The sequence below is a fragment of the Pedomonas sp. genome (assembly GCF_036515995.1).
In the GTDB taxonomy this organism is placed as follows: Bacteria; Pseudomonadota; Alphaproteobacteria; order Sphingomonadales; family Sphingomonadaceae; genus Pedomonas.
Map to the genome: position 1 here is coordinate 1 of NZ_DATBUP010000260.1, position 16593 is coordinate 16593.

The following is a 16593-nucleotide window of genomic DNA, read 5'->3' on the forward strand; positions in this document are numbered from 1 at the left end:
AGAACAAGTCATGGCCGAACCGCTGGTGCGCGTCACCCGCGCCCTTCTTTCCGTTTCCGACAAGTCGGGACTGGTGCCCTTCGCGCAGGCGCTGGCCGCGCGCGGCGTCGAACTGCTCTCGACCGGCGGCACGGCCAAGGCCCTGCGTGATGCCGGCCTGAGCGTCAAGGACGTGTCGGAGCACACCGGCTTCCCGGAAATGATGGACGGCCGGGTGAAGACCCTGCACCCGATGATCCACGGCGGCCTGCTCGCCCTGCGCGACCATCCGGAACACGCCAAGGCCATGCAGGACCACGGCATTCCGCCGATCGACATGGTGGTGGTGAACCTCTACCCGTTCGAGGCGACCGTGGCCAAGGGCGCGGACTTCGAGACCTGCATCGAGAACATCGACATCGGTGGCCCCTCGATGGTGCGCTCGGCCGCCAAGAACCACGGCTACGTCACCATCATCACCGATCCGGCCGACTACGACGCGGTTGCGGCCGAGCTGGAAGCCCATGACGGCGCGACCACGCTGGAGCTGCGCCGCCGCCTCGCCGGCAAGGCCTATGCCCGCACCGCCGCCTACGACAGCGCGATTGCCGCCTGGTTCTCGGGCACCGTGCACAACGAGACCTTCCCGGAGACGCTGGCGCTCTCCGCCAAGAAGGTGAACGAGCTGCGCTACGGCGAGAACCCGCACCAGACCGCCGCCTTCTACCGCACCTCCGACGAGCCGGGCGTGGTCAATGCCCGCCAGCTGCAGGGCAAGGAGCTGTCGTTCAACAACCTGAATGACACGGATGCGGCGCTGGAGCTGATCGGCGAGTTCGACGCCGCGACCCCGGCGATCGCCATCATCAAGCACGCCAACCCGTGCGGCGTGGCCACCGGCGCCTCGCTGGAAGACGCCTACCGCAAGGCGCTGCTGTGCGATCCGGTCTCGGCCTTCGGCGGCATCATCGCCGCCAACCGTCCGCTGGACGGCGCAACCGCCAAGGCGATCACCGAGATCTTCACCGAAGTGGTGGTGGCCCCGGACGCTGACGAAGAAGCCATCGCCATCTTCGCCGGCAAGAAGAACCTGCGCCTGCTGCTGACCGGCGGCCTGCCGAACCCGGCCCGCCCCGGCTACAACATCCGCACCATTGCGGGCGGCCTGCTGGTGCAGGGCCGCGACAACGGCGTGACCACGGAAGCCGACCTGAAGGTGGTGACCAAGCGCGCGCCGACCGCACAGGAAATGGCCGACCTGCTGTTTGCCTTCCGCGTGGCCAAGCACGTGAAGTCCAACGCCATCGTCTACGCCAAGAACGGCGCGACCGTGGGCGTGGGCGCAGGCCAGATGAGCCGCGTGGACAGCGCCCGCATCGCCGCCTGGAAGTCCAAGGAAGCTGCGGGCGAGGCCGAGGCGCTGACCATCGGCTCGGTTGTGGCCTCCGACGCCTTCTTCCCGTTCGCCGACGGCCTGCTGGCCGCCGCTGACGCCGGCGCAACCGCCGTCATCCAGCCGGGCGGCTCGATCCGCGACGACGAAGTCATCGCCGCCGCCGACGAGAAGGGCCTCGCCATGGTGTTCACCGGCAAGCGCCACTTCCGGCACTAATTCAGGGGCGACCCTGCTGAACAAGAGGGGCGGGGCCTGCATGGCTCCGCCCTTTTGTTTTACAGAAGGGTTTCAACCCATCTGCACCTCCCGTTCTGTCAGAAGGGCCACCTGCGGGCTCGACGCTCAGCGCAGGCTTGAAACGTCGATAGTTGTAAAAAACCTATTGACATTGGAAAACCCCTGTGAGAAAAGGGGACAGCCTCGGTGTGTGTTGGGGCCTGCGTTCGTGTTTGCGGTTGGAGCAGAACAGGAGGGCACCATGGCGGGTTTCGAGTTTCTTCCGGCGTTGCCGCAACTCGTGGCGTTCGCCATTGCGGCGCTTGCGCTCAACGTGACGCCGGGTGCGGACATGACCCTTGTGGGGATTTCCGCCGCAAGGGGCGGCGTGCGCTCCGGCATCGCCGCGGCACTGGGGGTGGCCGTTGGCTGCTGCGCCCATATCCTGTTCGCCGTGGCGGGACTTTCGGCCCTCATTGCCGCCTCGCAGACCGGCTTTACCGTGCTCAAGTGGGCAGGTGCGGCGTACCTGCTTTATCTGGCATGGAGCATGGTGCGCCCGGCCTCGGCCCCCGAGGGCGGGAAGGAGCCGGCGACCCTGCACGCTTTTGCGAGCCCGTGGCGCGCCTTCCGCCAGGGGGCGCTGGTGAACCTTGCCAACCCGAAGGTGGGCCTGTTCTTCATTGCGTTCCTGCCCCAGTTCCTCGATCCGGCCAGCCCGTACCAGACGGCGCAGATCGCGTTCCTCGGCCTGTGGTTCAATGCGAGCGGCACGCTGGTGAACATCATCGTGGCAGTGTTCGCCGCCCGCGCCGCAGTGCGCCTGAAGGGCAGCGAGCGGCTGGTACGGTGGATGCGCTGGGCAACGGCGGGGATCATGGGCGCGCTGGCCGTCCGGCTGGCGCTCAGTCAGCGCTGACGAGCCCCCATGGCAGCCATCGCCTTCATCTGATCGCAGGTGGACTTGCGCTGGGCCGGGCTGATGCCGTTCATCCGCTTGCGGGCCTCGGCAGCGTTGGCGGCGTAAAGGCTGTCATAACGGGCGGCGGGAACGCCCAGCGCCAGGGTTTCCTTGCGCTGCTCGGCGCGCATTCTGGTGATCTCGGCCGGGCTGTAGTGCTGGCAGATCTCGGCAACTTCGGTGAGCTGGGCGGCCATCTTGATCAGGCCTTCTTCCTGCTCCGGCTCGAGCTGACCGGCGTGGGCCACACCTGCCCCGAGTGCGATAGCGAGCGCCAGAGTCGACGCCAACAGCTTCTTCATGACGGTTTTCTCCTTATGGAACACGGCCCCCTGTCGACCGGCCGCAAAGTGATCAGGCAATGTAATCAGGCGGTTGTCATTACATGTCCATGATGAACTGCGGATGACCAGGATCAGGAAGCACCGGGATCAGGAGCGCCGCATGTGCAGCAGGGGATAGGGCCGCCCGTCGTCATCGGTGGGAGAGCGGCCGGTCTCCATGAAGCCCATGTGGCGATAGAAGCCGACGGCCTGCTCGTTCTGCTCGTTCACGTCGACCGTCAGGGGCACGGTCGCCACCCGCGCCGCATGGTCGATGAACAGGCGGCCCAGCCCCTTGCCCCGGCAGTCAGGATCAAGGAACAGGCTGTCGATATTGCTGCCGGTCATGCCCATGAACCCGGCGAGCCGACCCTGCGCATCGGCCGCAACCGTGAGGTCCGCATTGGGCAGGTAGAGGTTGGCAACGGCGGTTTCGATCTCATGGAAGTCCGCTTCCCGCAGGAAGCGGTGCGTGGCGCGCACGGACCTGCGCCAGATGTCGATCAGGTGCGGCACGTCCGCCGGGCAGGAGGGGCGAAGCTGGTACATGGGGCTCTTTCAGCGAGGGTCGTCAGGAAGCCGAACGGGCCGCTGGAGGACAGGGTGCAGAGCCTGCCTGGCCAGAGTGCCGATTTAGTGAAAAAGGCTGACGCAAATGAACCGGTTACACACCCCCGACCCGGGCCGACGGCATCCGGGTCAGGACGCGAGGCGAGAAACGCCGGGCGGTGCGGGCGCTTAACATCACTCAGTGGATGAAAAAACACTTTTACGAAAAAAATGATGCTCTTCTTGCTCACGCTTTCGAAAAAAGAGGTATAGCACTGCGGCGGCTGCCCCGAGCCGGACCCCCGCGGGTCATCGGGATGGTCCTGCTTCATAGCTCTCTTCCTGGACATCCGGCCAAGAGGGATCGGACATCCAGTGTCGTTTGAAAGGATGGTAATTATGGCAAAGGCCCCCCTTCGCGTAGCCGTAACCGGCGCTGCGGGTCAGATCTGCTACTCCCTGCTGTTCCGCATCGCCAACGGCGACGTGTTCGGCAAGGATCAGCCGGTGATCCTGCAGCTGCTCGACATTCCGCAGTCCATCAACGCCGTGAAGGGCGTGGTGATGGAGCTGGAAGACTGCGCCTTCCCGCTGCTGGCCGGCGTGACCATCTCTGACGACGCCAACGAAGCGTTCAAGGACATCGACGCTGGCTTCCTCGTCGGCGCGCGTCCGCGTTCGAAGGGCATGGAGCGCCGCGACCTGCTGGCCGCCAACGCCGCCATCTTCAAGGTGCAGGGCGCAGCTCTGAACACCGTGGCCAAGAAGACCGCCAAGGTGATCGTGGTTGGCAACCCGGCCAACACCAACGCCTGGATTCTGGCTCACAACGCTCCGGACTTCCCGGCCGAGAACATCTCCGCCATGACCCGTCTGGACCACAACCGCGCTCTGGCCCAGCTGGCCGAAAAGACCGGCGTGGCCGTGGACTCGATCCAGAACTTCGTGATCTGGGGCAACCACTCCCCGACCATGTTCGCCGACTACTTCGCCGCCACCGCCAACGGCAAGGCCCTGCCGGAGCTGGTGAACGACGAAGCCTGGTACAAGGACACCTTCATTCCGAAGGTTGCCCAGCGCGGCACCGCGATCATCGAAGCGCGCGGCGCATCCTCGGCCGCATCGGCAGCCAACGCCGCCATCGACCACATGCGCGACTGGTTCCTGGGCTCCAACGGCAACTGGGCATCCATGGCGATCCCGTCCGACGGTTCCTACGGCATTCCGGAAGGCCTGATGTGCTCGGTGCCGGTGATCACCACCGCCGGCGGCAACTTCGAGCGCGTTCAGGGCGTGGAACTGAACGAATTCCAGCGCGCCAAGATCGACTTCTCGGTCAAGGAACTGCTGGAAGAGCGCGACGCCGTTCTGGAGATCCTGTCGGCAGAGTAAAAAGCTGTTCGCAGCTTAACCGACTGGTATTCAAGAGAGCCGTCCTGCCCCACCGGGCAGGGCGGTTTTCTTTTTAAGATATTCAGCTTGCACCTTGCCGTGGTTTGATCGCCGGAGTTTTGGAGCCTGTTACAACCTGCTTGCAGCAGGTTACGGCTCTCCGTTCTTTATCAGTCGCACTTTCTTAACCGCAGGGCTTACGCCCTGCTCGAAAGCTGCTCTGATGTTTTGAGGCGTCGACCATCCATGGCTTTGGAACCTAGCTTTGTGAATTTGCAGACGATTGCACGGAGCAAGAGCGAAGATGCAGTACTCCTGCTCGCTCACGGGCGTTTCGCCAACGCGTATTATTTGGCGGGATATGCGGTGGAGATCGGACTGAAGGCCTGCATTGCGTTGCGATTTCTGGCCGAGCGCCTGCCGGATCGGCGCTTGGTCAATGCCATTCATACGCACCAGTTGAACGATCTGATTCTCCATGCAGGTCTGGAGAACATTCTGGATGAGCGGAGAAGCCAGAACCGGGAATTTTCAGACAACTGGACACGAGTTTGCAAGTGGCATCCCGATAGCCGCTACAGCACGGTTGATGGTTTCACTGCACAGAGGATGGTTCACGCCGTTTCGGACTCACAGACGGGGGTTTTGGAATGGATAAAAGAATATTGGTAGCGGATGGCCACGCGCTCCTGCGTTTGCTGGACGAGACCGTGGCCGCGCCACGAGGAGCCATTTGGGTGAACAACCCGGACGCTGGGCGCTGGGAGCTGTGGGTGCTGCCTGCAAAGGCGACGGCCCCGCTTGCGTTCGATCGAATGGTCACCGATGCGCTGCTGGATCATTCCGAACAGTTCATCGACATGCACAAAGGCATTACGTCCATGAGCGTGTGGATGATCAACGACTCCCATCCGGCCGTGCCCGCGCTAAACAGAATCTATTGGCTGGAAGGTCTAGGCGAGCATTTTATCGGCACCAGACGGCTGGACACCTGCATCGTTGAGGACGCCATTCTGCTGCGCTGGTCGACGGAAGAGGCAAGGTCTGAGGCGGCGTTCGAATTGAACCGAAACCTAGCGCCAAAACGGCGAGAAGTTGCCCAAGAAAGAAAAGGCCGCGCCCTTGTGTGATGGACGCGGCCCTTAAAGAGGGGTGCAGGGGGTTGTAGACCCCCTGCGAGAGAAACCCCCGGCCTTACCGTGACAGCTGCTGACGCACCTGCGAGGCGAGGTGGGTGAGCTTGGCGGTGGTGGCGGGCTTGGAGGCGCGGACGTTCTCCACCAGCGCGCGGATGCGGTTGGCGACGACTTCCTGCTCCGAGAGCCAGTCTTCCACGGCGGCCTGCGCCGAGGGCGCGTTGCCGGTGGAGACGAGGCGGCGGACCACCTCGAGGCGCACGCGCTCGAAGTCATGGGCCGTGCCGGCCAGCAGCAGGCGCTCCCACGGATCGGCGGGCATCAGGCTGACGGCCATGCCGGCCGCCCAGTCCAGACCCAGCCGGTCACCCAGGAGGGTGTAGGCGTGGGCGATGTCGGCCTCGTCCAGCCCCAGTTCCTCGGCCAGCAGGGCAACGCCTACGCCGCCGTTGAGGATGACCAGCAGGATGAGCGCCTCGCGCACGTCCGGCGGGGTGCCGCGCTCCTCCAGGATCTGGCGGTAATGCTCCACCCGGGCACGCGGCTCGGGCCGGAGCAGGTCATTGACCTGCGGGACGAGCCGGTCCATGCCCGGCTTCAGCCGCGCGATCATGGCAGTGGGTTCGAGAGTCTCGCCCGAGAAGCGCAGGATGTCCTCGATCTGGCGCTTGAGGCCGCCGGCGGCTTCCCGGTGCAGGCGCATCTGCACCTCGGCGGGGATGCGGTAGTCGTAGGAGTCGATCATCCGCCACAGGGTGCGGGTGTTGAACACCTCGCGCGCCACCACGAACGCGCCGACCACCTGATCGAGCCCGGCGCCGGTTTCCTCCGCCAGTTCAAAGGCGATGGTGATGCCGCCCCGGTTGACGATGGCGTTGGACAGCTTGGTGGCGATGAGTTCGCGCCGCAGGGAGTGATTGCGGATTTCCTCCGGGAACCGCTCCTGAAGCTGGGGCGGGAAGGCCTGATCCAGCTCCTCCTGCACGATGGGATCATCCAAAACCGCCGAGTCCAGCAGCGCTTCGTGAATGCGCAGCTTGGAGTAGGCCAGCAGCACCGCCAGTTCGGGACGGGTCAGGCCCTCGCCCGCCACCATGCGGCGCTCCAGTTCCTCGTCGGACGGAAGACCCTCGATCGCGCGGTTGAGGTGGCCGGAGGCCTCCAGCGTCTGGATGAGGCGGCCATAGGCGGGCACCGCATGGGCGCCGCCGATCTCCGCAACGGAGATGGCCTGGGTCTGGAGGTAATTGTCGCGCAGGACGATGTCCGCCACGTTGTCGGTCATGTCCTCCAGCAGACGGTCACGCTCTTCCATCGGCAGGCGGCCGGAGGCGACGATCGGGTTGAGGAGAATCTTGATGTTCACCTCGTTGTCCGAGCAATCGACGCCCGCCGAGTTGTCGATGAAGTCTGCGTTGATGCGACCGCCCTTGCGGGCAAAGGCGATGCGCGCGCCCTGGGTGAAGCCGAGGTTGGCGCCTTCGCCCACCACCTTGACGCGCAGTTCCTCGCCATCGATGCGCACCGGATCGTTGGCCTTGTCACCCGCCGCCGCGTGGGGCTCGGCAGCCGCCTTCACGTAGGTGCCGATGCCGCCCATCCACAGCAAGTCCGCTTCCATCTTGAGGACGGCGCGGATCAGCTCGACCGGGCTGAGGCTGGTCTCGGCAACGCCCAGCATGGCCTGGATTTCGGGCGTCAGGTCGATGGACTTGGCCGTGCGCGGGAAGACGCCGCCGCCCTGCGAGATGAGGGAGGGGTCGTAGTCCGCCCACGAGGAGCGCGGCAGGTTGAACAGGCGCTGGCGCTCGAGGAAGCTCTTCTCCGGATCCGGCGTCGGGTCGAAGAAGATGTGGCGGTGGTCGAACGCCGCCACGAGCTTGATCGCGCGGCTGAGCAGCATGCCGTTGCCGAACACGTCGCCCGACATGTCACCGACGCCGACGACGCGCACGGGATCGGTGGCGACGTTGATGCCCATCTCGCGGAAGTGACGCTCGACGGAGATCCAGCCGCCGCGGGCGGTGATGCCCATGGCCTTGTGGTCATAGCCCTTGCTGCCGCCGGAGGCGAAGGCATCGCCCAGCCAGTGGCCGCGCTCTTCGGAGATGCCGTTGGCGATGTCGGAGAAGGTGGCCGTGCCCTTGTCCGCGGCAACGACGAGGTAGGGATCGTCATCGTCATGGCGCACCACGTCGAGCGGCGGCACCACTTCGCCTTCCACCAGATTGTCGGTCACGGTGAGCAGGGAGCGGATGAAGATCTTGTAGGCCTCCTTGCCCTCGGCCAGCCAGGCCTCGCGGTCGGACGCGGGGGGAAGCTGCTTGGCGTAGAAGCCGCCCTTCGCGCCGACGGGCACGATGACGGCGTTCTTGACCATCTGCGCCTTGAGGAGACTTAGCACCTCGGTGCGGAAGTCGTCACGCCGGTCGGACCAGCGCAGACCGCCGCGCGCCACCTTGCCGCCGCGCAGGTGGATGCCCTCGACGCGCGGGCTGTACACGAAGATCTCGCGATACGGCACCGGCAGTGGCAGGCCCGGAACCTGGCTGGAGTTGATCTTGAACGCCAGCGCCGGGCGGTCCGGCTGGTAGGCGTTGGTGCGCACCGTGGCGAGGATGACCGAGCGGTAGAGCCGCAGGATGCGATCATCCGCCAGCGCTTCCACCCGGGCGAGCTCGTTCTCGATGTCGGTGAGGATGGTGGCTTCCTGCTCCGGGTCGGCCCGGTTCGGATCGAAGCGGGCAGCGAACAGATCCGCCAGCGCCGTCGTCAGGCGCGGATAGCCGATGAGCGCCGCCTGCACCGTGTCCTGCCCGTAGGGCAGGCCGATCTGGCGCATATAACGGAAGTAGGCACGGAACAGGCCCGCCTGCTCGACGCCCAGATTGACCTTGATGACGAGGGCGTTGAATCCGTCATCCTCCTGATCTCCGCCGAGGATGGAGCGCAGCGCCGGCTCCAGCGTCGGCTTCAGCCAGTTGAGGTCCAGCGGCTGCCCGTAGGGATCCGCCAGCAGGAAGTCATGAATCCAGCCGTGCTTGCCCTCGGCCAGATCGAACGGATACTCCTCGATCACCTTGAGGCCGAGATGCTCCAGCACCGGGACGCATTCCGAAAGCGGGATGATGCTGCCCATGCTGAAGATCTTGAGGCGGATCTGGTGGGGCTGGTCGTCCTGACGGCGGTAGATCAGCACATCACGGTCATCTTCATCGCGCAGGGCGATGAGGCGGCCGATGTCGAGGGCGGCCTCGGCCGGCGAGTACTGGGCACGATAGGCCGTGGAGAGCAGGCGGCCGTGGCTGAGGCGCAGGCGCGCGGCGCGGGCCTCGCCCACGGTTTCGGCCAGAGCAGTTTCCAGCTGGTCGTCCCACCCGAGCACCAGCGCCCGCAGGCGACGGTTGAGATCGTCCTCGTCCGCGTGCGGCACGGAGCCCGGCGTGGTGCCGAGGATGAAGTGGACGCGCGCCATCGCATCGTCGCGCAGTTCCACCGAGTAGAGGGACAGGCGGCCGTGGAAGGCGGTGGCGAGCATGCGGCCCACGGTCTCGCGGATGTCGCTGCGGTACAGGTCGCGCGGGATGCAGGTCAGCACGGAGACGTAGCGCTCGAAGCGGTCACGCCGCACGAACAGCTTGGGCCGGGGCCGGTCGATCAGGGACAGGAGGCCGAGCGCCACATTGGTGAGCTGTTCCGGGTCGATCTGGAACATCTCGTCCCGCGGGAAATTCTCCAGCACGTGCAGCAGGGCCTTGCCCGCATGGCCGCGCGGATCGAACCCGCAGGCCTCCAGCACCTTTTCCACCTTGCGACGCAGGAGGGGCACCTGACGCGCGCTGGCGGCGTAGGACATGGAGGTGAACAGGCCGATGAAGCGGTGCTCGCCGATCACGCGGCCATCCCGGAACGCCTTCACGCCCACGTAATCCATGTGAACCCGGCGGTGGACGGTGGACATGGCGTTGGACTTGGTGATGAGCACCGGCTCGGGCGTTGCCAGGAAATGGCGCAGCTGCGGGGAGACCGTGGTATAGCCCTCAGGCCCGCGCCACACCGGATAGGCGGGGTCACGCAGGTAGCCGAGGCCGTTCTCGGTCTTGGGTGCCAGGGTCTCGTCCCCCAGATCGCCCTCATAGCTGTAGAAGCGATACCCCAGCAGGGTGAAATTGTCCTTGGACAGCCAGTGGAGGAAGGACACGGCCTCAGCCTGCTCGTCCTCGCTCACCGGCGGGGGGTTGTCGCACAGGTCAACGGCAGCATTGGACAGGGCCGACAGCATGGGCTGCCAGTCTTCCACCGCCGCGCGAACGTCCGCGAGAATGACCTCCAGATCCGCCAGCAGATCCTGCCGCGCCCTGGCGCTGATGCGCTCCAGCTCGATATAGAGGACGGATTCCCGCACCAGCCCATCGGCCGGAAGCGGACCCTGCCGGGCGCAGACGGTCTCGACGCGCACGCCGTCAGCATCGCGGCGCACGTCCATGACCGGGTGAATAATGCGATCGACCGTCAGGCTGCGGGACGCCAGCGCCGCTGCGACCGAATCCACCAGGAACGGCATGTCGTCATTGATGATGCAGAGAGCGGTACGGCGATGACCGGGCGCATCCGCATCTGTCTTCAGGGATTCCAGACGGATGTGCGGCTGGCCGGGCTGACGCGCCTGCGCCGTCTCCCACGCGAAACCGGCGATCTCGGCCATGCCTGCCGCGTCAAGCCCATGCAGCTCCTCCGGAAGGGCATCCCGGAAAAAGGCGCTGGTAAACCTCTGCAAATCGGACTTTGCCTCCCCCTTGATATCCAGGTGCAAAGCCACTTCCTCCGCATGCTCACGCGCGAGGCCCAAGACTGACATGATGCGGTTCCCTCATGTTTTGACGGGCTAGAAATGATCCTGCCCGCTTTTGACATTATATTACCGAAACCTATGACAACCCGGCGCGGGTGTCAGCCCGTGGTGGCACATTTCACCCCGGTGTTGCCAATTTGAGACCCTATTCCGGTAAATTGCCGGATCGAGCTGGCGATTTTTAATCGAACATCAGGGCCGTTGCGGTTTCCAGCAATAATCTTGCCCGGTATATCAAACGCTTGAAGAACCGGATCCGACCCGACAATTTGCCGCCCGAACGGGACGGGCCATCGGAGTGCAGCCGCAGACGGTGCGCTTCGCCAGCTTCCGATTTTTGGAACGTTATCGCAACGACTCGGGCGGCGACTCGGAGCGCCAGCGTTCCAGAACTTGTTTTCACGCTGGTTCTTAGCCGGCAAAATTTAATCTGTTTGGATTAAACAGAATATCCAGCCCCTGAGCGGCCAGCTTTCGGTCGATGCCCTGAAATATCAACAAAAACGCCGTTTTATAGCGAAACTTGACAATAATAATGAACCAAACAGTTCATCCGTCGTTCATCCTGAATTGTTAGCACGTAATAGCGTAACGAAGATAGTTTTGGGTCCTGATGTATGGCGGGTTCGCAAATGAAAACCGGCTGTTGTTGAGTCAGTGAACCGCGTGACGATACCGGACAGGGGGTATTTATGAGGTACATGAGCGTTGCAGGAACGATTGATAACGATCTTCCCGTGGGATCCGCACTGGAGCCCGTTGGCCGTGAAATCGTGAACGGCTCTCCCCAACGCAATCTCGTCGCGCTGGCCGTACTGCTGGAACAGACGGTTCGCCAGATTTACCCCGAGCGGTCTCCGCAGGCGATGCATCCCGGCCAGTGGGCAGCCCTGCGCTACCTTGCCCGGGCCAACCGCGAGGCGGCGACCGTGGCCGGCCTGGCACGGTACCTGGGCGTGACGCTGGCCCCGGCGTCCCGAGCCGTCTCCGCCCTGATCCGCAAGGGCTTCGTCAAGGGTGAGCCTGACACCCGCGACCGTCGTATCATGCGCCTGTCGCTGACGCCGGAAGGGCTGGAGCTGATCGCGCAGGACCCCATCCTGCGTCTGGCCGAGATCATCGGTGAACTGCCGGGCGACAAGCAGTCCGACCTTGCCGGCGCACTGGAGCACATCTTCGATCGGCTGGGCCAGAAGAAGGGCCAGCACCGCGCAACCAATCCTTTTGTCCTAAATTCCTAATCGTCGCTTTTTTGTACCATTGCTTAAAGCATCTTGTTAAGTACAAGGGCCGCTGAGCGCGAGACACTGCGCGCTTGGCGGCCGATACATGAAAACAGACCGGGATAACGCTGGCGGACGGGGGCGTGCGCCGGCGGTTCTGTATTTTTGCTCATTTCAGTTCGGGGGCTGATGGTGCGCATCCTTTTGGCAGAAGACACGGAAGCGACGCGGATTGCGATTCAGCTTGTTCTGGAGGCGGCCGGGTATAAGGTAACGGGCGTCAGCAACGGGGCGGAGGCCATCCGGCTGAGCGAGGCGGAAGCCTTCGATGTTGCGGTTCTGGACATCTGGATGCCGCAGCGAAGCGGGCTTGATGTGCTGAAGACGCTGCGTGAGCGCGGCAATTCCCTTCCGGTGGTGCTGATTTCAGGCGGAGGCCCCGGCGCGAGCCTGGAGCATGCCGCCGTTCTTGGCGACATTCACGGCGCCAGCTCCATTCTGTTCAAGCCGATCAACGACACGGAACTGCTCTCTGCCGTGGAGCAGGCGGCAGAAGACTGAGCACGCCAGCGCCGTCCGCGCCTATTTCGCGCCGGACGGCTTGAGGATTGCCCCCATCGTCTCGATGTCGTTGGTCAGCACGCCGCCGGCGAAACGCTCCGGCAGGCGAGCCGCGTCCTCGGGCGTGTCGATGCCTGTCGAGAACTCTCCGCCGTGGTATGGCCCCAGCACGAAAACGGTGCTGCCCGCCGACTGCATGCGCTGGAGAAAGCGATTGGGCCAGCCCCATAGCCACGGCGCGACATTCACCGGCACGAAGACGGCCATTCGGGCGCAGGCCTCCGGCACCAGGCCGGTCCAGCCATAGGCAGCATAGCGGACAAGGCAGGCCTTCAAGGACTGGCGGGACAGGGTGCGAATGCCGGGCAGGCGCGCCCGAAGCTCCGCCACCGGCAGATCTCCGCCATAGACCATGAGGTTCGCGCGCTGCTCGGGAGCAAGCCGCGCGAGGCGCGCTGCCAGCAGACGCCCCTCGTTCGGATCATTGCTCTTGATGTTGAGGAGAAAGGCGCGGTTGGGGAAGGTCTCCAGCACGTCATCGAGCGATGGCATCAGCCCGACGCCCTTGCCCCGGAAGGGATAGGTGCGCCCGCCGTCCGCCGTGTAACCGTAGCCGATGTCCAGCGCCTTCAGGTCCGCCAGCGCGTGCTCCCGGGTGACGCCATGGCCATTGGTGCGGCACTCGAGCGTCCAGTCATGAAACACGGCGAAGTGGCCGTCGGTCGTCGGGTGGAGATCCAGTTCCACAATGTCCGCTCCGGCGGCGAACCCGGCCGCCATGGAGGGGATTGTATTCTCCAGAAACCCGTGGGTGGGCGGCAGCATGCGCGTGGCCGTGCAGGTGTCTCGCTCAACCCCTTCCATCGAGTACCGCTGGGCGATACCACGGTGAGCCAGGAGAACGGGCGCGCCGGACGGCGAGGGCGCCAGCAGCGAGGTGTTGTTGAGATAAACCGCCCCGATCAGCACCAGCCCCAGCACCAGTCCCGGCACCAGTCCCGGCACCAGCCCCGGGGCGAGCAGCCTGCGCGATGATTTGCGCATCATTGCGTTCCTATTTCGCCCGGCGCAGCGGCGCACCTGATGCCGGCCGCGACGGAAAACAGACATTACGCGGCCCTTGGCCCCCAAAGGATGATGGCAGCGCCCGTCAGCGCTACCGCCATGCCGATGATGTCCCACCGGTCAGGCGTCTGACGCTCGACCGACCACATCCAGAGAATCGAGGCGGTGATATAGACGCCGCCATAAGCGGCATAGGCCCGCCCGGCGAAATCCGTCTCCACGCGGGTGAGGGCGTAGGCAAAGAAGGCAAGGCTCGCCATGCCGGGCAGCACCCACCACGCCGTCTTGCCCAGCCTGAGCCACGCCCAGAAGGCAAAGCAGCCTGCAATCTCGCCAAGCGCGGCAACGATATACCAGCCAACGGCAGCCATTGGGTTCTCCCGGGATTTGCCCGGCGCACAGTACGCCCTGAGGCGGCTCAATAGCGTTGGAATGGCCCAGAAACAACAAAAGCCGCCCGAAGGCGGCTTTGTTAAGTGTTTCTCTGGGTGAGAGAAACTGGAGCGGGCGAAGGGATTCGAACCCTCGACCCCATCCTTGGCAAGGTTGTGCTCTACCCCTGAGCTACGCCCGCTCGGCGTCGTCACTGCGGTGTGTCGCCGTGACGGGGGGGCTGATACAACGCTCATTCACAGTGCGCAAGGGCAAAGATGAACTTTCTGACATTGAACGACGAAAAAGTTTCTGCCGAGGCTCTGGTGTTCGATCGGCTGGACAGGCTGGGCATCGCTCACACCACCGTGCGCCACCCTCCGGCGTATACGGTGGAGGAGGCCAAGCAGCTTCGGGGAGACCTGGCGGGCGGCCATGCCAAGAACCTGTTTTTAAAGTCGAAACGGGACGAATACGTTCTGGCGGTGGTACAGGAGGACGCCCCCGTCGACGTGCAGCAGATTGCAAAAGCCTGCGGCACGGCCCGTCTCAGCTTTGCAAGACCGGAGCGGGTGATCGAATGGCTGGGCGTGCGCCCCGGCGCAGTGACGCCATTTGCGCTGCTCAATGCGGAACGGCATTCGAATCGGGATCGGCTGCGAATCATTGTGGACCAGACGCTGCTGGATGAATCGCAGGTGTGGTTTCATCCGCTGCACAATGCGGCAACAACGGCCATCGCGCCTGCCGATCTCGTGCGTTTCATAGACTCATGCGGGTGGACGCCCGAACCGTTCCGATTCGCCGGGTAGCGTTCCGAGGCGGGCGCGGGCTTTTTAAGTTTGCCGCGGGTCGCGGGTTGGATTTTGCCGCAACAATCGTCACATATGGGCCGGACACATTCACGGGAGGCAGCTTCTATGGCTTTGGAATCGATCAACACGCCGGCAGCCACGTCAGATCAGCTGCCAAATGACCTGATCGCATCGGCAACCGCCGAGACGTTTCGCGAACTGGTCATTGATGCCTCCCAGCAGGCGCTGGTGCTGGTCGATTTCTGGGCCAAGTGGTGCGGCCCCTGCAAGACCCTGACCCCGCTGCTGGAAAAGGTCGTCACGTCGTACAACGGCCGGGTGCGGCTGGTGAAAATCGATGTGGACGAGAACCAGATGCTGGCGGGCCAGTTCGGCGTGCAGTCCGTGCCGACGGTGCATGTGTGCGCAGGCGGGCAGCTGATGCGCGGCTTCACCGGCGCGCTGCCCGAAAGCCAGCTGCGCGCTTTCATCGACAAGCTGCTGGAGATGACCGGCGTTGGTGCGGGCGCGGATGCGCCGGCGGAAGACCTGACCGGCCTCCTGGAAGCCGCCGAGGCGGCGGCGCAGGCGGGCGATCTTGCCTCCGCCGAGACGCTGTTCGGCGAGGTGCTGGACCTCGACCCCGCCAACCTGCCGGCGCTGACCGGCCTTGCCCGTGCCCGCGCCGGCGGCGGCGACCTGCCGGGCGCGAAGGCGATTCTGGACCAGCTTCCCGAAGAATCCGCCAACGACCCGGTGGTTGTGCGCGCCCGCGCAACCGTTGCGCTGGCCGCCGAGGCCCGTCCGGTTGACGATCTGGAGGGCCTGCGCGCCCATGTGGAGGCCAACCCGGCCGACCACGAGAAGCGCTACGAACTGGCGGGCGGCCTGATGGCCGTGGGCGACCGGGAAGGCGCGGCCGACCAGCTTCTGGAGATCATCCGCCGCAACCGCGACTGGAACAACGGCGAGGCCAAGGCGCGCCTGCTGCGCATGTTCGACGCCATTGGCCTTGAAGACCCGTTCTGCGTCGCGACGCGCCGGAAGCTGTCCTCCGTGCTGTTCTCTTGAGCGCGGGAGAGCAAGGAATGGAGACCTCAGGCGAGCAGCCGGAAACCCTGCCAGGCGTGATTCCCGTATTCCCGCTGCCCGGTGCGCTTCTGCTGCCGCGTGCCCACCTGCCGCTGCACATCTTCGAGCCGCGCTATCTGGCCATGGTGCGCGACGCGATGAAGGGCGACAAGGTCATCGGCATGATCCAGCCGCACGGCATGCAGGACGATGGCCGCCCGGCACTGTATTCCGTGGGCTGCGCGGGCAAGATCGATCGCTTCGAGGAAATCGAGGGCGGACGCCTGCTCATCGTGCTGAGGGGCGTCAGCCGGTTCCGCGTTGCCGAGGAGCTGAGCGTCACGACGCCTTATCGGCAGGTGAAGGCGGACTACACCTCCTTCGCCTATGACCGCATGAGCGCCGTGCAGCTGCCCTCCGAGGTGCGGACCCAGCTGCTCACCCAGCTTGAGCACTACCTGCAGGCCCGCACGCTGAAGGCCGACTGGGAGGCCATTCACGGCGCGGACGACGAAATGCTGGTGAACGCCGTTTGCATGCTGTGCCCCTTCGACGACGCGGAGAAGCAGGCGCTCGTGGAAACCGTGTCCCTCGCCGAACGGGCGGAAGCCGTCATCCTCCTGATGCGCTTTGCCGATGAAGCGCTTGGCTCAACCGACAAGAGACACTGATGAGCGAGACCGAAAAGACCCTGGACCCCCGC

General features: G+C 64.6%; 15 protein-coding genes and 1 tRNA gene. 10 read left to right on the top strand and 6 right to left on the bottom strand.

Annotated features, from left to right (window positions below; genetic code table 11):
* Positions 1 to 10: 10 nt before the first annotated feature.
* Positions 11 to 1591, top strand: coding sequence for a bifunctional phosphoribosylaminoimidazolecarboxamide formyltransferase/IMP cyclohydrolase (gene purH / locus VIG90_RS18550; protein ID WP_331595022.1), 1581 nt, complete (start codon positions 11 to 13; stop codon positions 1589 to 1591).
* Between the two features lie 262 nt (positions 1592 to 1853).
* Positions 1854 to 2510, top strand: coding sequence for a LysE family translocator (locus VIG90_RS18555; protein ID WP_331595008.1), 657 nt, complete (start codon positions 1854 to 1856; stop codon positions 2508 to 2510).
* Here the strand turns inward: VIG90_RS18555 and VIG90_RS18560 are convergent.
* Complete coding sequence (locus tag VIG90_RS18560; RefSeq protein ID WP_331595009.1) at positions 2501 to 2854, bottom strand: hypothetical protein; 354 nt, start codon at positions 2852 to 2854, stop codon at positions 2501 to 2503. The genes VIG90_RS18555 and VIG90_RS18560 overlap by 10 nt on opposite strands.
* 129 nt (positions 2855 to 2983) lie before the next feature.
* Positions 2984 to 3424: an acetyltransferase gene (locus VIG90_RS18565; protein WP_331595010.1), complete on the bottom strand. Its 441-nt coding sequence runs from the start codon at positions 3422 to 3424 to the stop codon at positions 2984 to 2986.
* A gap of 399 nt (positions 3425 to 3823) precedes the next feature.
* Between VIG90_RS18565 and VIG90_RS18570 the strand changes: the two genes are divergently transcribed.
* The 3 genes from VIG90_RS18570 to VIG90_RS18580 all read left to right on the top strand — a co-directional run bounded on the left by VIG90_RS18570 (position 3824) and on the right by VIG90_RS18580 (position 5946).
* Positions 3824 to 4816 carry a malate dehydrogenase gene (locus tag VIG90_RS18570; protein ID WP_331595011.1) on the top strand — a complete coding sequence of 331 codons (993 nt, stop codon included), beginning with the start codon at positions 3824 to 3826 and terminating at the stop codon, positions 4814 to 4816.
* Positions 4817 to 5062: 246 nt separating this feature from the next.
* The gene (locus tag VIG90_RS18575) at positions 5063 to 5488 is read left to right on the top strand and encodes a hypothetical protein (RefSeq protein ID WP_331595012.1); all 426 of its coding nucleotides are present in this window, start codon (positions 5063 to 5065) and stop codon (positions 5486 to 5488) included.
* Positions 5467 to 5946, top strand: a complete 480-nt coding sequence (locus VIG90_RS18580) for a hypothetical protein (protein WP_331595013.1) — start codon at positions 5467 to 5469, stop codon at positions 5944 to 5946. Before VIG90_RS18575 ends, VIG90_RS18580 begins: the two co-directional genes overlap by 22 nt.
* 64 nt (positions 5947 to 6010) lie before the next feature.
* Here the strand turns inward: VIG90_RS18580 and VIG90_RS18585 are convergent, their stop codons facing one another.
* Positions 6011 to 10810 (bottom strand): NAD-glutamate dehydrogenase, encoded by a 4800-nt coding sequence (locus tag VIG90_RS18585; RefSeq protein WP_331595014.1) that lies wholly within the window; start codon positions 10808 to 10810, stop codon positions 6011 to 6013.
* A 686-nt stretch (positions 10811 to 11496) separates the two neighbouring features.
* Here VIG90_RS18585 and VIG90_RS18590 point away from each other — a divergent pair.
* Positions 11497 to 12045 (top strand): MarR family winged helix-turn-helix transcriptional regulator, encoded by a 549-nt coding sequence (locus VIG90_RS18590; RefSeq protein ID WP_331595015.1) that lies wholly within the window; start codon positions 11497 to 11499, stop codon positions 12043 to 12045.
* Positions 12046 to 12216: 171 nt separating this feature from the next.
* Positions 12217 to 12588, top strand: coding sequence for a response regulator (locus VIG90_RS18595; RefSeq protein ID WP_331595016.1), 372 nt, complete (start codon positions 12217 to 12219; stop codon positions 12586 to 12588).
* 21 nt (positions 12589 to 12609) lie between these two features.
* Here VIG90_RS18595 and VIG90_RS18600 read toward each other — a convergent pair whose 3' ends face one another.
* The 3 genes from VIG90_RS18600 to VIG90_RS18610 form a co-directional block, all read right to left on the bottom strand.
* Positions 12610 to 13632: a glycerophosphodiester phosphodiesterase family protein gene (locus tag VIG90_RS18600; RefSeq protein ID WP_331595017.1), complete on the bottom strand. Its 1023-nt coding sequence runs from the start codon at positions 13630 to 13632 to the stop codon at positions 12610 to 12612.
* A 65-nt stretch (positions 13633 to 13697) separates the two neighbouring features.
* Positions 13698 to 14024 (bottom strand): YnfA family protein, encoded by a 327-nt coding sequence (locus tag VIG90_RS18605; protein WP_331595018.1) that lies wholly within the window; start codon positions 14022 to 14024, stop codon positions 13698 to 13700.
* A 128-nt stretch (positions 14025 to 14152) separates the two neighbouring features.
* Positions 14153 to 14227 (bottom strand) — tRNA-Gly (locus tag VIG90_RS18610).
* 76 nt (positions 14228 to 14303) lie between these two features.
* Here VIG90_RS18610 and VIG90_RS18615 point away from each other — a divergent pair.
* The 3 genes from VIG90_RS18615 to VIG90_RS18625 all read left to right on the top strand — a co-directional run bounded on the left by VIG90_RS18615 (position 14304) and on the right by VIG90_RS18625 (position 16561).
* The gene (locus tag VIG90_RS18615) at positions 14304 to 14837 is read left to right on the top strand and encodes a prolyl-tRNA synthetase associated domain-containing protein (RefSeq protein WP_331595019.1); all 534 of its coding nucleotides are present in this window, start codon (positions 14304 to 14306) and stop codon (positions 14835 to 14837) included.
* 108 nt (positions 14838 to 14945) lie between these two features.
* Complete coding sequence (gene trxA / locus VIG90_RS18620) at positions 14946 to 15890, top strand: thioredoxin (protein WP_331595020.1); 945 nt, start codon at positions 14946 to 14948, stop codon at positions 15888 to 15890.
* Between the two features lie 17 nt (positions 15891 to 15907).
* Positions 15908 to 16561: an LON peptidase substrate-binding domain-containing protein gene (locus tag VIG90_RS18625; protein WP_331595021.1), complete on the top strand. Its 654-nt coding sequence runs from the start codon at positions 15908 to 15910 to the stop codon at positions 16559 to 16561.
* Positions 16562 to 16593 lie beyond the last annotated feature (32 nt).

What these genes read in the sequence shown, in the direction of transcription:
- purH (WP_331595022.1), top strand. Translation starts at nt 11, where the DNA reads ATGGCCGAACCGCTGGTGCGCGTCACCCGCGCCCTTCTTTCCGTTTCC.
- VIG90_RS18555 (WP_331595008.1), top strand. Translation starts at nt 1,854, where the DNA reads ATGGCGGGTTTCGAGTTTCTTCCGGCGTTGCCGCAACTCGTGGCGTTC.
- VIG90_RS18560 (WP_331595009.1), bottom strand. Translation starts at nt 2,854, where the DNA reads ATGAAGAAGCTGTTGGCGTCGACTCTGGCGCTCGCTATCGCACTCGGG.
- VIG90_RS18565 (WP_331595010.1), bottom strand. Translation starts at nt 3,424, where the DNA reads ATGTACCAGCTTCGCCCCTCCTGCCCGGCGGACGTGCCGCACCTGATC.
- VIG90_RS18570 (WP_331595011.1), top strand. Translation starts at nt 3,824, where the DNA reads ATGGCAAAGGCCCCCCTTCGCGTAGCCGTAACCGGCGCTGCGGGTCAG.
- VIG90_RS18575 (WP_331595012.1), top strand. Translation starts at nt 5,063, where the DNA reads ATGGCTTTGGAACCTAGCTTTGTGAATTTGCAGACGATTGCACGGAGC.
- VIG90_RS18580 (WP_331595013.1), top strand. Translation starts at nt 5,467, where the DNA reads ATGGATAAAAGAATATTGGTAGCGGATGGCCACGCGCTCCTGCGTTTG.
- VIG90_RS18585 (WP_331595014.1), bottom strand. Translation starts at nt 10,810, where the DNA reads ATGTCAGTCTTGGGCCTCGCGCGTGAGCATGCGGAGGAAGTGGCTTTG.
- VIG90_RS18590 (WP_331595015.1), top strand. Translation starts at nt 11,497, where the DNA reads ATGAGGTACATGAGCGTTGCAGGAACGATTGATAACGATCTTCCCGTG.
- VIG90_RS18595 (WP_331595016.1), top strand. Translation starts at nt 12,217, where the DNA reads ATGGTGCGCATCCTTTTGGCAGAAGACACGGAAGCGACGCGGATTGCG.
- VIG90_RS18600 (WP_331595017.1), bottom strand. Translation starts at nt 13,632, where the DNA reads ATGCGCAAATCATCGCGCAGGCTGCTCGCCCCGGGGCTGGTGCCGGGA.
- VIG90_RS18605 (WP_331595018.1), bottom strand. Translation starts at nt 14,024, where the DNA reads ATGGCTGCCGTTGGCTGGTATATCGTTGCCGCGCTTGGCGAGATTGCA.
- VIG90_RS18615 (WP_331595019.1), top strand. Translation starts at nt 14,304, where the DNA reads ATGAACTTTCTGACATTGAACGACGAAAAAGTTTCTGCCGAGGCTCTG.
- trxA (WP_331595020.1), top strand. Translation starts at nt 14,946, where the DNA reads ATGGCTTTGGAATCGATCAACACGCCGGCAGCCACGTCAGATCAGCTG.
- VIG90_RS18625 (WP_331595021.1), top strand. Translation starts at nt 15,908, where the DNA reads ATGGAGACCTCAGGCGAGCAGCCGGAAACCCTGCCAGGCGTGATTCCC.